Here is a 12,918-nt window from a genome sequence, read left to right as displayed (position 1 = left end):
GTCGTCCGGGTCGGTGAGGGGGCCGTGTTCGGCGGCGGCGAGCAGGCAGAGCAGCACCAGGTCGGGCTGCTCGGCGCGGGCGGCGGTCCGGAAGCGGTCTCTGCTCTGCTCGGTCACGGTGACGGCGACGGCTTTCGTACGGCGGGCGGGCGATCGGCAAGCGGTGGCGGGGGGAGGGGAGAGCTACCCCTGGGGCAGCCGGGCGTAGTGGTAAGTGTGACTGGTCGTGAAGCCGAGTCCGTCATAGAGCGCGAGCGCACCGTCGTTGCCCGCCTCGACCTGCAGGTAGGCGCCGGTGGCGCCCTCCTCGGCGGCGCGGGCGGCGAGCACCGCCATGACGGCCGTGGCCAGCCCGGCCCGCCGGGCGTGCGGCTGGACCTCGATCGCCCCGAAGCAGGCCCACGCGCCGTCGACGACGCAGCGTCCGATGGCCAGCGGCGGCTGCCCCTCGGCGCCGGGCACGGTGGCGAACCAGACCGAGGGCCCGCCGTGCAGCACCCGCCGGGCGGCCTCCCGCACCGCCGGGTCGGCGCTCAGCTTGCCGTACAGGGACATCCACGCCGGTCCGGCCGTGCGCGAGAGCCGCACCCGGTCGTGGCCGGAGCCGGTCCTGGCGAGCCCGGCGAGCGGCGCGGTGCGCACCAGCGTCGGCGACTGCGCGGCGCCGAGCAGTTCGCGCAGCCCGTCCGCCGTCCCGGGCGTGACGACCTCGACCAGGACGGGAAGTTCGCGCTCGGCGTACCAAGCCCGGACGGCGGCCAGCGCGTCCGGCAGCGGCAGTCCGGGGTCGCCGAGCGCCTGGACGGAGTTGGCCCGCTGGGTGAACCCGGCCGAGGCGCGCAGCGTCCACTCGCCGAGCGCCTCCTGCTCGACGCCGGGCCAGCCGCGCGCCGCGATCCGCTGGAGCTCGACGGGCGTCGCGGCCGGCAGCGGCGCGCGCCGGACCGGGAAGAGCGGGACGACCTTGCCCGCGACCAGCAGTTTCTCGGGGAAGGTGACCGGCTCGCCCGCGCGGGGATCGACCGTCAACCCATGATCGTCCCACGATGTGAGCACGCCGATCACATCGCGGAAGACCGGCCGGTCGTCCACGAACCCGGACAGCCGTCGGACCGACACGCGTCGTCCCACGTCGGAGCGATCTATCCGGACCTCCGGACGGTCCCGTGGACGCTCGCTTTCCGGGCCGCCTGCCGTCATCTGGGCACCTCCTGTGCATTTGCGGTCTCCGACCCGCGATACTAGGGGCGGGCATCGACGACGCCGCGCTCACCGCGCACGCGAGCAGAACAGAACGGGCCGACAGGGCCCTTCCGAGGAGGAACGACAGCGTGACTTACGTCATCGCGCAGCCTTGTGTCGACGTGAAGGACAAGGCGTGCATCGAAGAGTGCCCGGTTGACTGCATCTACGAGGGCGAGCGATCGCTCTACATCCACCCGGATGAGTGTGTCGACTGTGGTGCTTGCGAGCCGGTCTGCCCGGTCGAGGCGATCTTCTACGAGGACGACACTCCCGAGGAGTGGAAGGACTACTACAAGGCGAACGTCGAGTTCTTCGACGACCTCGGTTCGCCCGGTGGTGCCTCGAAGCTCGGCCTGATCGAGCGTGACCACCCGTTCATCGCCGCTCTGCCGCCGCAGAACGCCGACCACTGACGATCGGTGGCATCTGAGCTGTGAGCACCGACAACAGCACGCGCGCGCCGTTCCCGGGCCACCCGGGGGCGGCGCGCCGCGTTTCGGACCGCCTGCCCGTCTTCCCGTGGGACAAGCTGGAGCCGTACAAGCGGACCGCGCTCGCCCACCCGGGCGGCCTGTGCGACTTCTCCGTCGGCACCCCGGTCGACCCGGTCCCCGAGGTGATCCAGAAGGCGCTGGCCGCCCACTCCGACACCCCCGGCTACCCGACCGTCTGGGGCCCGCTGGAGCTGCGCGAGGCGATCGCCGGCTGGCTGCGCCGCCGCTGCGGCGCCGAGATCGGCCCGCAGGCCGTGCTGCCGACCATCGGCTCCAAGGAGCTGGTGGCCTGGCTGCCGACCCAGCTCGGCCTCGGCCCGGGCGACCAGGTCGCCTACCCGCGCCTGGCCTACCCGACCTACGAGGTGGGCGCGCGGCTGTGCGGCGCGGAGCCCGTCGAGTACGACTCGGTGGACGAGCTGGACGGCTCGCGCGTGCGCCTGCTCTGGGTGAACACGCCGTCCAACCCGACCGGCCGGGTGCTCGGCGCGGACGAGCTGCGCCGCGCCGTCGCGTGGGCCCGGGAGCACCGGGTGCTGCTGGTCAGCGACGAGTGCTACCTGGAGCTCGGCTGGGAGGCCGAGCCGGTGTCCGTCCTGCGCCCGGACGTGTGCGGGGACGACCACGAGGGCCTGCTGGCCGTCCACTCGCTCTCCAAGCGCTCCAACCTGGCCGGCTACCGCTCCTCCTTCCTGGCCGGCGACCCGGTCGTCGTCAAGGAGCTGCTGGGGCTGCGCAAGCACGGCGGCATGATGGTCGCCGCGCCCGTCCAGGCCGCGACGATCGCCGCGCTCGACGACGACGCGCACGTGGCCGAGCAGCGGGAGCGCTACGCGGCCCGGCGCGCGGCGCTGCGCGCGGCCCTGGAGGCGTACGGCTTCCGGATCGAGCACTCGGAGGCGAGCCTCTACCTGTGGGCCACCCAGGACCGTCCGTGCTGGGAGACGGTGGCCGAACTGGCCGCCCTCGGCATCCTGGTGGCGCCCGGGGAGTTCTACGGCCCGGCCGGGGGGCAGTTCGTCCGGGTCGCCTTCACGGCGACCGACGAGCGGGTCGCCGCGGCCGTCGAGCGGCTGAACGCGGCACGCTAGCGGCAGGAACGCGCGAAGGGCCGGTGTCCGCCTCGGACACCGGCCCTTCGTACGTACTGCGGGAGGGCTTGGAGCGGGAGGGCTTAGAGCGGCAGGCCGCTGATGCTGCCGCCGTTCACGCCGCCCAGGAGCCCGCCGACCGGGCCGAGCGCGTTGGTGAGGCCGGACAGCGGGTTGTTCGGGCCGAGGTCGGTGCCGGCGAGGCGGTTGGCCGAGCCGTGCTCGGCGAGGCCGAGGACGTCGGCGCCGGGCACGCCGGCGGTCAGGCCGCCCGGCAGCGCGCGCTCGACCGAGCCCAGCGGCAGCGCGTCGGTGACGGCGTTGGTGCTGGGCACGCCGCTGGTCAGGTTGCCGGCGCCGGGCAGCTGCTTGGTGATCGCACCGGTCTGGGCGAGCCCGCCGACCGGGCTGGCGGCGGCGCTGCGGGTGCCCATGGCCTTGCCGGTGACGGCCTCGCCGAGCTTGCCGGCCAGCGCGGAGGCGACCTTCGGGGTGACGGCGGAGAGCTGGCCGGTGGTGGCGGCGGTCTGGTCGACCGGGGCGGTCAGCGAGCTGGCCTTCTCGTTCGCCTCCGGCAGCTGGTGGGCGACGATGTTGCCGGCCGCGTCGGCGGAGGCGGGTACGCCCGCGGCGACGGTGGCGGCGCCGGTGGTCCCGGCGGCCTCGCCGAGCTGGTGGGTGGTGTGCTGGAGGCTGGAACCCGCGTCGGTGTTGGTCAGCTGGCCCACCGGTGCGGCGAGGTCGCTCTTGGGCAGCAGGGCGTCGCCGCCCAGGGCGGACGCGGAGCCGGCCGCGACCAGCGGGGTCGCTCCGGCCGCCACGACGAGCGCGGCCTGGGCGATCCGGCGCGTGAGGGGGTGAGACATGGGGCTCCTCGAGAGGGTCTGGGTCGGTCCGTCCCGTCCGCCGGGTGGACGACCGGGCGGACGACGTTGTTACCGCTTGAGAAGCCAGAAGGTTTCGGCTGGTGCAAGGAAAGTGCCTGACCGACCATCGGATCGTATGACCGCAGTGCGGCGCCCTGCCGGAGCCCGGCAGGGGCCACGGATCCTGCGCGGGGCAAGGGGAGTGACGGTTCTCCACCGGGGGTCGCCGGAACGGGCGGCCGGTCCACCACGGTTGACCGGAATCACCCGTCCGGCGGCAACCCGTACGTCAGTGCGTCAGCCCTTGCCGGACGGCGCGAGGGTGACCTGGACGAGCTTGGTCGTCGTCCCCGTCGGCTGCGGCTGCCAGCCGTCCTCCGACTTGGTCTTGCGCCAGATCTTCCCGTCGTACGCCACCGTCGCGATGCCCAGCTGCTGTGCCTGGGCGACCGCCCAGTGCGCGACCTCCCAGCCGCTCGCCCGCTCGGCGGCCGCGGCGGCGTCGGCCCCGGCGTCCGCCGAGGTGGTCAGCGCGGCGGCGGACGGGTCCGGGGTCAGCGAGACGGCGTTCTCGGCGCCCTTGATCGAGGACGTGTAGCCGGGGGCCGCGGCGACGGTGCGGCCGAACTCGCGGCGCACCCGGTCGGTGAGCACCTGGGTGCGGTCCGGCGTCGCCGCCGGGGTGGCGGAGGCGGTCGCGGTCGGCGAGGCGGAGTCCGCGGAGTCGTCCGTCTCCGGCTTGGCGTAGTCGTGCACGACGCAGGTGAAGGAGGCGGGCTCGCGGCCGGCCAGCGCCGAGGTGAGCAGCGTCGCCTTGGTCTCGTGCTTGGCGTACGCCTGCGGGTAGCCGCTCTTCTGCACCGCCTGGGCGGCGTCGGTCAGCGGCAGCCGGGTGTAGCCGGGCACCTTGACCAGGCCGTCCAGGAACTTGTTGGTCGCGTAGACCGGGTCCTGGATCTGCGCCGCGGTGCCCCAGCCCATCGAGGGGCGCTGCTGGAACAGGCCGAGCGAGTCGCGGTCGCCGCCGGCGAGGTTGCGCAGCTTGGACTCCTGCATGGCGGTGGCCAGCGAGATCGCCGTCGCCCGGTCCGGCAGCCCGCGCGAGCGGGCCACCGCGGCGATCGTCGCGGCGTTGGCGGCCTGCGGCACCTCCAGGGTGCCCTCGCCGGTCGCGGTCTTCACCGTGCAGCCCTCGGGCTCGGTGCCCTTGAAGCCGAACCACCAGATGCCGACCACGGCCGCCCCGCCGACCAGCGCGAGGCCCAGCAGTCCCACGATCACGAGCAGCAGGGCGCGCAGCGGCCCGCGGCGGGGGGGCGCCAACTCCTCGCCCTGATCCTCGCTCTTCTTCCTGGCCACCCTTGCCCCTCTCGCGCCTGCTTCTTGATCCGACACCGTACCCACTCGGACGGGTGTGCGGCGCCCCCCGGTTGCCGATCGGTCCCGCCGACCGTGTCACAGGACCGCTACGCAGGGTTCCGGGAGGGCGCACTAGGCTGGCGTCCATGAGCAGCCCCGACACGACGCCCCTGGACCTCACCCTCGACGGTGGCGCGCTGACCGCCCGCCTCGTCGACTTCCCGTCCGTGAGCGGCGACGAGCAGCCGCTCGCCGACGCCGTGGAGGCCGCCCTGCGCGCCTACCCGCACCTGACCGTCGACCGGTACGGGAACAACGTGGTGGCCCGCACCCGCCTCGGCCGTTCCGAGCGCGTCCTGCTGGCCGGGCACCTGGACACCGTGCCGATCGCCGACAACCTGCCCTCGTACGTCGACGGGGACCTGCTCTACGGCTGCGGCACCTCGGACATGAAGTCCGGCGTCGCCGTGCAGCTGCGGCTCGCCGCCACGCTGCCCGCGCCCAACCGCGACCTGACCTTCGTGTTCTACGACTGCGAGGAGGTGGAGGCCCACCGCAACGGCCTCGGCCACCTCGCCAAGGAGCGGCCCGACTGGCTGGCCGCCGACTTCGCGGTGCTGCTGGAGCCCAGCGGCGCCGTCGTCGAGGGCGGCTGCCAGGGCACCCTGCGGGCGCAGGTCCGGCTGACCGGCGTGCGCGCCCACGCGGCCCGCAGCTGGCTCGGCGACAACGCCATCCACCACGCCGCCGAGGTGCTCGGCCGGCTCGCGGCCTACGAGCCGCGCCGGGTGGAGATCGACGGCCTGGAGTACCGCGAGGGCCTGAACGCGGTGCGGATCGACGGCGGCGTGGCCGGCAACGTCATCCCGGACGAGTGCGTCGTGACGGTGAACTTCCGCTACGCGCCGGACCGCAGCGAGGCGGAGGCGGAGAAGCACGTCCGCGAGGTCTTCGACGGCTTCGAGGTGACCGTCACCGACTTCGCCCCCGGCGCCCTGCCCGGCCTCTCCCAGCCGGCCGCGCAGGCCTTCCTGGCGGCCACCGGCGGCCAGGCCAGGGCCAAGTTCGGCTGGACCGACGTCGCCCGCTTCAGCGCGCTCGGCGTCCCGGCGGTCAACTACGGCCCCGGGGACCCGAACCTCGCGCACAAGCGGGACGAGCACTGCTCGCTGAGCGCCATCGCCGAGGCCGAGGAGCGGCTGCGCGCCTGGCTCACCAGCTGATCCGCGGCTGGCCCGCGGCCGGTCGTACGAGAAGCTGAACGCCACCTTCCGGTTGCCCGATCGACCTTCCCCCGTTGCCTGAAAACGGGGGAAGTCCGGCGTAGGGTTTCGTCATGACAGGCACAGGAGACGAGAAGCAGTACGGGCACGGCCCCGAGCAGGTCGGCGTGCCGCGGAAGAAGAAGGCCTGGCCGGAGAAGCAGAAGGGCCCGGTGCTGGTGCGCCGGGACCAGGTCGGCACGAGCACCACGGACCAGCGCCTGCTGGACACCACCGGGCCGACCGACTGGCTGCACACCGATCCGTGGCGGGTGCTGCGGATCACCTCCGAGTTCGTCGAGGGCTTCGGCGCCCTCGCCGAACTCCCGCCCGCGATCAGTGTCTTCGGCTCGGCCCGGACCCCGGTCGACTCGCCCGAGTACGAGTCCGGCGTGGCCATCGGCCGCGCGCTCGCCGAGGCCGGCTACGCGGTCATCACCGGCGGCGGGCCGGGCGCCATGGAGGCCGCCAACCGCGGCGCCTCCGAGGCCGGCGGCCTGAGCGTGGGCCTCGGCATCGAGCTGCCCTTCGAGCAGGGGCTCAACGAGTTCGTCGACCTCGGGCTGAACTTCCGTTACTTCTTCGTCCGCAAGACGATGTTCGTGAAGTACGCCCAGGGGTTCGTGGTCCTGCCCGGCGGCCTGGGCACGCTGGACGAGCTGTTCGAGGCGCTCACCCTCGTCCAGACGAAGAAGGTCACCCGCTTCCCGGTGATCCTCTTCGGCAGCGCCTACTGGGGCGGGCTCTACGAGTGGCTGAAGAACACCCTCGTCGCCCAGGGCAAGGCGGCCCCGCGCGACCTGGAGCTGTTCCACATCACCGACGAGATCGACGAGGTCCTGAAGATCCTCGCCGACGCCCGCCGGCCCGCCAACGAGATCTGAGCCGACGAGCTCCGAGCCGCCTGGCCGCTGCGGTCAGGCCAGCCCCCGGCGGGTCACCGCCGGGGGCCGGGTGCCGCGGATCGAGGCGACCATGTCCAGCACCTGCCGGGTCTCGGCGACCTGGTGCACCCGGTAGACCTGCGCGCCCAGCCAGGCCGAGACGGCCGTCGTCGCGAGCGTGCCCAGCAGCCGCTCGCCCACCGGCTTGTCGAGGGTCTCGCCGACGAAGTCCTTGTTGGACAGCGACACCAGCACCGGGAAGCCGGTCGCGGTCATCTCCGGCAGCCGCCGGGTCGCCTCCAGCGAGTGCCGGGTGTTCTTGCCGAAGTCGTGCCCCGGGTCGATGATCACCGCGTCCCGCCGCACGCCCAGCTCCACGGCCCGCTCGGCCAGGCCGACGGTCACCCGCAGGATGTCCGCCATCACGTCCTCGTAGCCCACCCGGTGCGGCCGGGTGCGCGGCTCGGCGCCGCCCGCGTGGGTGCAGACCAGCCCGGCGTCGTACCGCGCGGCCACCTCGGCGAGCTTCGGGTCCACCCCGCCCCACGCGTCGTTCAGCAGGTCCGCGCCGGCCTCGCAGACGGCCTCGCCGACCTCGTGGCGCCAGGTGTCCACGCTGATCACGGCCTCGGGGTGGCGCTTGCGCAGCTGCGCCACGAACGGCACCGTGCGGCGCAGCTCCTCCTCCACGGTGACCTCGTCGCCGGGACCGGCCTTGACCCCGCCGATGTCCAGGATCGCGGCGCCCTCGGCCACCGCCCGGTCGGCGGCGGCGAAGGCGGCCTCGTCCGCGAACGTCGCCCCCCTGTCGAAGAACGAGTCCGGGGTCCGGTTGACGATGGCCATGATCACCAGCTCGTCGTCACCGAATTCGCGCGGTCCAAGGCGCAGCGCCACCGATGTCTCCTCCACGGCTCGCCAGGGTGCGATGATGGCCCCCGGCCTCACTGGGGACCATGCTGTCATGATCAGCGCGGTCCGGGCACCTGACAGCAGGCCGGCCGGGAAGTCGGGAGGACAGCTCGTGTTCTGGGTGATCGTGGTCGCCATGGCCGTGGTGGTCGGCGGCGCCGCGCTGGTGGCGCTCGGCGGCGGCGGATCGATGCCGGAGGCGGCCCCGGACCGCCTCGCGGCGCGACTGCCGCAGGACCGGCCGCTGCGCAAGACGGACGTGGACGACCTGCGCCTGCCGATGGCGGTGCGCGGCTACCGGATGGACGAGGTCGACGACGTCCTGGACCGCCTCGGCGCCGAACTCGCCTACCGCGACTCGCGGATCGCCGAACTGGAGGCCGCCGCCCACCTGCGCGGCGCGGTCGAGGCCACCACGGGCCCCGACGCCGGCGCCGAACCGCTGCCGGGCCTGGAGGAGTTCGCGAAGGTCGTCGAGCCGGCCGGGGCCCCGGAGGACGCGAAGCCGGCGGAGGACCGGTGACCGAGCCGCAGGACGGCACCGTCCTCGGCGCCGACGGCCTGCGCCGCTGCGGCTGGGGCGACTCCACCGACGACTACCGGGTCTACCACGACACCGAGTGGGGCCGCCCGGTGCACGGTGACGACGCCCTGTTCGAGCGGGTCTGCCTGGAGGCGTTCCAGTCCGGCCTGTCCTGGCTGACCATCCTGCGCCGCCGCGAGGGCTTCCGGGCCGCGTTCGCCGGCTTCGAGATCGGCCGGGTCGCCGAGTTCGGCGAGGCCGACGTCGAGCGGCTGCTCGCCGACGCCGGCATCATCCGCAACCGGGCCAAGATCGAGGCGGCCATCGCCAACGCCCGGGTCGCCCGCGAGCTCGACGGCGGCCTGGAGAAGCTGGTCTGGGGCTTCGCCGGCGACCCGGACCGGCCGGCCCCCCGCACGCTCGCGGAGGTCCCGGCCGTCACGCCCGGGTCGACGGCGCTCGCGAAGGCGCTCAAGAAGGAGGGCTTCCGCTTCGTCGGCCCCACCACCGCCTACGCGCTCATGCAGGCCTGCGGTCTGGTCGACGACCACCTGGCGGGCTGCCACGTGCGCACCGCGCTCGGGGGCGCGCCGCGCAGGGCTCAGCGGCCCCGGTAGACGGGCTTCTCCTTGGCGATGAAGGCGCGGACCGCGATCCGGTGGTCCTCGCTCTCGCCCGCGAGGGTCTGCAGCTCGTCCTCCTTGTCCAGGAGTTCGTCCAGCGAGTGCGAAGCGCCGTACGCCAGCGACTCCTTGATGGCGCCGTAGGCCACCGTCGGGCCCTCGGCCAGCTCGCGGGCGAAGACCCGTGCGGTGGCGGCCAGTTCGTCCGCCGGGACGACCTTGGTGGCCAGGCCCAGTTCCATCGCCTCGGTGGCCTTGACCGTCCGCGGCAGCATCAGCAGTTCGGTGGCCTTGGCGTGCCCGACCAGCCGGGGCAGCGTCCAGGAGGCGCCCGAGTCGGCGGTGAGCCCGATCCCGGCGAAGGCGGTGTTGAAGCCGGCCCTCTCGGACAGGATCCGGAAGTCGCAGGCGAAGGCGAGCGAGGCGCCCGCGCCCGCCGCGACCCCGCCGACCGCCGCGACGGTCGGCTTGCGCATCCCCGCCAGCGCCCGCACCAGCGGGTTGTAGTGCTCGGCGACGGTGCGCAGCGCGCCCTCGCCGGTCTCGTCGGCGCGCTTGAGCATCGCCAGGTGCTCGTTGAGGTCCTGTCCGACGCAGAACGCGCGCTCGCCCGCCCCGGTCAGCAGCACCGCGCGCACCGCCGGGTCGGCCGCCGCGGCGGCCATCGTGTCCCGCAGCGCGACCTTGGTCGCGACGTCCAGCGCGTTCATCGCCTCCGGACGGTTGATCGTGACGACGGCCAGGCCGCCGTCCAGCTCGTACAGCACGGAATCGGACATGGGCGAGGGTTCTCCCTTGTGATCGCTGCGGTCTCGTCGGGTGTCAGGATGCCGGAGCACCGGGCCGGCTGGGGAGTGTGAGGTATCGCACCTTCCGGTGGTGTCCGCACCGCCGCCGCGCCGGGGCTTATGACGGCAAATACGGCAGTTGGGGCGGATCCGGCCGAGGTTGCACCGAGAGTGATGTTGGTCATCAGGCCGTGGCATGCGGGATAATGGCTTCCGATCAATGCGTTCGATACCGGCGGTGGACGGACTGCCGGTGCGTAGCTGAGCGGTTGCAGGAAGGGGAACGAGCATGGCGGCCATGAAGCCGCGGACGGGTGACGGCCCGCTCGAAGTCACCAAAGAGGGGCGGGGCATCATCATGCGCGTTCCGCTCGAAGGCGGCGGACGCCTCGTGGTGGAGCTCACGCCTGACGAGGCCGAAGCCCTGGGCGATGCCCTCAAGAAGGTCACCGGCTGACCGCAGCGGGTGCTCGCCGTCTCCTGGAGACGTACTGCCGGGCCCGGGTACGACGTCACGTCGTGCCCGGGCCCGTGCGCTTCGCGGGCGGTGGGCTCAGCGCTTGACGGCGCAGAGCAGTCCGTCCGAGACCGGCAGCAGCGCGGGCAGCAGCCCGTCGCTCTCCCGGACGTCCTGGACGAGGTTGCGCACCGCGTCCGTCTGCGGGTCCTGCAGCTCCGGCTCGGCCAGCCGGCCCTCCTGGAAGACCCCTTCGAAGCAGACCATCCCGCCCGGCCGCAGCAGCCGCAGCGCCTCGGCCAGGTACTCGCGCGACTCCGCCGGATCGCCGTCGCAGAACACTAGGTCGTACTGGCCGTCCGCGAGCCTCGGCAGCACCTCCAGCGCCCGGCCCGGTATGAACCGCGAGCGGTTGGGCGCGAAGCCCGCCGCCTGGTACGCCTCGCGCGCCAGCTGCTGGCGCATCGGCTCGGAGTCCACCGTGGTCAGCACGCCGTCCGGCCGCATCCCGCGCAGCAGGTAGACCCCAGAGACGCCCGTCCCGGTGCCGATCTCGGCGACGGCCTTGGCGTCCAGCGCGGCCGCCATCAGCCGCAGGCACGCCCCGCCGCTCGGCCCGATCGCCCGTATCCCCGTCCGCGCGGACTGTGCCCGGGCGTAGGTCAGCACCGCGTCCTCGCCCACGTAGGTGTCGGCGAGGGCCGCTCGCGCGGGCCCGAACTCGCTGATGGCTGCCTCTTTCGGAGCCCCGGGTGGCGGCCCGGTGCCGGGGGATGTCGATATTTCCTGCCACAGATTACTGGCCGACCGGGAACCGCGTACGGCGGCGGGCCGTTGTGAGGAAGGACCGGGTACGGGAGACCTCCCGGGCACTTTTATCCGGGCTTGACGGGTGAGGTGGATATGGTGGTGGCCCTGCTGGGCAGAAGAGCCGACCGAGGAGGTGTGGCCGAGGGCGACGTCCCCGTGCGGCGGCACGTCCGCGGCACCGCGTCGGCCCGTACGCCGAAGCCCGTGATGAACCAGCCTGCGCACTCCGACCTGGACCAGCCCGCCGCCGCGACGCCGGACGCCGGTACCACCGAGGCCCCCGCCCTCGCGACCTTCACCGAGGGCCCCGACGCGCAGTCCTGGACTCCCCCCACGTGGGAGGAGATCGTCGAGGCCCACAGCACCCGCGTCTACCGCCTCGCCTACCGCCTGACGGGCAACCAGCACGACGCCGAGGACCTCACCCAGGAGGTCTTCGTCCGGGTGTTCCGTTCGCTGTCGACCTACACCCCCGGCACGTTCGAGGGCTGGCTGCACCGGATCACCACCAACCTGTTCCTGGACATGGTCCGCCGCCGCCAGCGCATCCGCTTCGACGCGCTCGGCGACGACGCGGCCGAGCGCCTCGCCTCCCGCGAGCCCAGCCCGGCCCAGCACTTCAGCGACACCCACTTCGACGCCGACGTGCAGCAGGCCCTGGACACCCTCGCCCCGGAGTTCCGCGCCGCCGTGGTGCTCTGCGACATCGAGGGCCTGTCCTACGAGGAGATCGCCGCCACGCTGGGCGTCAAGCTCGGCACCGTCCGCAGCCGCATCCACCGCGGCCGCTCCCACCTGCGCGCCGCGCTCAAGCACCGCGCCCCCGGCTCGGCCCCCGGGCGCGAGCGCCGCGGCGGCTCGGAGGAGCCGGTGCCGGTCGGCGCCGCCGCCGGCGAAGTCCCGGTGGCACCGGGCGGGCGTGGACGGAGGCGATCGTGAGCGGAACCGGCCGCTCGGGGTCGGGCCGTCCGGAGGCGTCCGGCCGGTCCGCCACCAGGCGGGGCTGGTCCCTGCCGGGCCGCCGCGGCGGTGACGAGCCGGGCGAGCCCGCACCGCCCGCCGCCCCGCTGCCCGGCGACGCCGAACTGCGCGCCGTGGCCGTGCGCCCCGCCGAACCCGCCGCCGAGGAGCACCACCTCGGCGAGCGCCTGTCCGCCTTCCTGGACGGCGAGCTCGGGCACGACTCCCGCGAACGCGTCCAGGCCCACCTGGCGACCTGCCCGCAGTGCCTCGCCGAGGCGGACGAGGGCCGCAGCGTCAAGCACCTGCTGACCCGCACCGGTACCCCCGGCCCGTCCTCGGCCCTGATGGCCCGCCTGATGGCCGTCGGGAGCCTCCCGGACGACGAGCAGCCGGGCGCCGACTGGCGCGACGGCCGGGACGACGACGACCTGCCCGGCGGCGGCGTCACCGGCCCCGGCACGCTCGGCGGCAGCCGGCTCGACGGCGGTTCCTTCGGCCGCGGCGCCGGCGCCTCCTTCGGCGCGGGCGCGCTCGGCGCCGGCACCCCGCTGCCCGGGGTCGACCCGCGCGCCTTCGGCCGCGGCGGGGGCCGTCCTGCGCCCGCTGATGGGCCGCCGCACCCCGCGCCCCGAGGCTCCGGC

At 74.1% G+C, this 12,918-nt stretch carries 15 protein-coding genes; 9 read left to right on the top strand and 6 right to left on the bottom strand.

Features of this window, described 5'->3' with window-relative positions:
* Window positions 1-183: 183 nt before the first annotated feature.
* Entirely contained in the window at window positions 184-1,200 is a 1,017-nt protein-coding gene (locus AB0O00_RS17855; protein WP_363652783.1) for a GNAT family N-acetyltransferase, read from the bottom strand.
* Window positions 1,201-1,331: 131 nt separating this feature from the next.
* Between AB0O00_RS17855 and fdxA the strand changes: the two genes are divergently transcribed.
* The gene (gene fdxA, locus AB0O00_RS17850) at window positions 1,332-1,658 is read left to right on the top strand and encodes a ferredoxin (protein ID WP_030061559.1); all 327 of its coding nucleotides are present in this window, start codon (window positions 1,332-1,334) and stop codon (window positions 1,656-1,658) included.
* Window positions 1,659-1,678: 20 nt separating this feature from the next.
* Window positions 1,679-2,830, top strand: a complete 1,152-nt coding sequence (gene dapC, locus AB0O00_RS17845) for a succinyldiaminopimelate transaminase (protein WP_363652780.1) — start codon at window positions 1,679-1,681, stop codon at window positions 2,828-2,830.
* Window positions 2,831-2,913: 83 nt separating this feature from the next.
* Here dapC and AB0O00_RS17840 read toward each other — a convergent pair whose 3' ends face one another.
* Together AB0O00_RS17840 and AB0O00_RS17835 are read right to left on the bottom strand one after the other, a co-directional pair.
* Window positions 2,914-3,696, bottom strand: a complete 783-nt coding sequence (locus AB0O00_RS17840; protein WP_363652778.1) for a hypothetical protein — start codon at window positions 3,694-3,696, stop codon at window positions 2,914-2,916.
* 297 nt (window positions 3,697-3,993) lie between these two features.
* Window positions 3,994-5,055, bottom strand: a complete 1,062-nt coding sequence (locus AB0O00_RS17835; protein ID WP_363652776.1) for a hypothetical protein — start codon at window positions 5,053-5,055, stop codon at window positions 3,994-3,996.
* Window positions 5,056-5,201: 146 nt separating this feature from the next.
* Between AB0O00_RS17835 and dapE the strand changes: the two genes are divergently transcribed.
* Together dapE and AB0O00_RS17825 are read left to right on the top strand one after the other, a co-directional pair.
* Window positions 5,202-6,278, top strand: coding sequence for a succinyl-diaminopimelate desuccinylase (gene dapE / locus AB0O00_RS17830; protein WP_363652774.1), 1,077 nt, complete (start codon window positions 5,202-5,204; stop codon window positions 6,276-6,278).
* Between the two features lie 113 nt (window positions 6,279-6,391).
* Window positions 6,392-7,201 carry a TIGR00730 family Rossman fold protein gene (locus AB0O00_RS17825; protein ID WP_363652772.1) on the top strand — a complete coding sequence of 270 codons (810 nt, stop codon included), beginning with the start codon at window positions 6,392-6,394 and terminating at the stop codon, window positions 7,199-7,201.
* Between the two features lie 33 nt (window positions 7,202-7,234).
* Here AB0O00_RS17825 and folP read toward each other — a convergent pair whose 3' ends face one another.
* Window positions 7,235-8,047: a dihydropteroate synthase gene (folP, locus tag AB0O00_RS17820; protein ID WP_363652791.1), complete on the bottom strand. Its 813-nt coding sequence runs from the start codon at window positions 8,045-8,047 to the stop codon at window positions 7,235-7,237.
* Between the two features lie 178 nt (window positions 8,048-8,225).
* Between folP and AB0O00_RS17815 the strand changes: the two genes are divergently transcribed.
* Together AB0O00_RS17815 and AB0O00_RS17810 are read left to right on the top strand one after the other, a co-directional pair.
* Window positions 8,226-8,636 (top strand): DivIVA domain-containing protein, encoded by a 411-nt coding sequence (locus AB0O00_RS17815; protein WP_363652789.1) that lies wholly within the window; start codon window positions 8,226-8,228, stop codon window positions 8,634-8,636.
* Entirely contained in the window at window positions 8,633-9,253 is a 621-nt protein-coding gene (locus AB0O00_RS17810; RefSeq protein WP_363652770.1) for a DNA-3-methyladenine glycosylase I, read from the top strand. Before AB0O00_RS17815 ends, AB0O00_RS17810 begins: the two co-directional genes overlap by 4 nt.
* Here AB0O00_RS17810 and AB0O00_RS17805 read toward each other — a convergent pair.
* Window positions 9,238-10,038 carry an enoyl-CoA hydratase-related protein gene (locus AB0O00_RS17805; RefSeq protein ID WP_363652768.1) on the bottom strand — a complete coding sequence of 267 codons (801 nt, stop codon included), beginning with the start codon at window positions 10,036-10,038 and terminating at the stop codon, window positions 9,238-9,240. The two genes, AB0O00_RS17810 and AB0O00_RS17805, sit on opposite strands and share 16 nt — an antisense overlap.
* A gap of 298 nt (window positions 10,039-10,336) precedes the next feature.
* On the opposite strand from AB0O00_RS17805, the gene AB0O00_RS17800 reads away from it, so the two are divergent.
* Window positions 10,337-10,504, top strand: a complete 168-nt coding sequence (locus tag AB0O00_RS17800) for a DUF3117 domain-containing protein (RefSeq protein WP_363652766.1) — start codon at window positions 10,337-10,339, stop codon at window positions 10,502-10,504.
* A gap of 96 nt (window positions 10,505-10,600) precedes the next feature.
* Here the strand turns inward: AB0O00_RS17800 and AB0O00_RS17795 are convergent, their stop codons facing one another.
* On the bottom strand, window positions 10,601-11,233 hold the full coding sequence (locus tag AB0O00_RS17795; protein ID WP_363652787.1) for an O-methyltransferase: 633 nt from the start codon (window positions 11,231-11,233) through the stop codon (window positions 10,601-10,603).
* 174 nt (window positions 11,234-11,407) lie between these two features.
* Between AB0O00_RS17795 and sigE the strand changes: the two genes are divergently transcribed.
* Both sigE and AB0O00_RS17785 read left to right on the top strand, forming a co-directional pair.
* The gene (sigE, locus tag AB0O00_RS17790) at window positions 11,408-12,253 is read left to right on the top strand and encodes an RNA polymerase sigma factor SigE (protein WP_363652764.1); all 846 of its coding nucleotides are present in this window, start codon (window positions 11,408-11,410) and stop codon (window positions 12,251-12,253) included.
* A 161-nt stretch (window positions 12,254-12,414) separates the two neighbouring features.
* The coding region (locus tag AB0O00_RS17785; protein WP_363652785.1) for a zf-HC2 domain-containing protein at window positions 12,415-12,918 on the top strand (504 nt) is incomplete at its 3' end.

Source organism: Kitasatospora sp. NPDC093558 (assembly GCF_040683475.1).
Classification (GTDB): domain Bacteria; phylum Actinomycetota; class Actinomycetes; order Streptomycetales; family Streptomycetaceae; genus Kitasatospora.
Note: the sequence above shows the minus strand (reverse complement) of the source record. Positions and strands in the feature narration are given on the sequence as shown.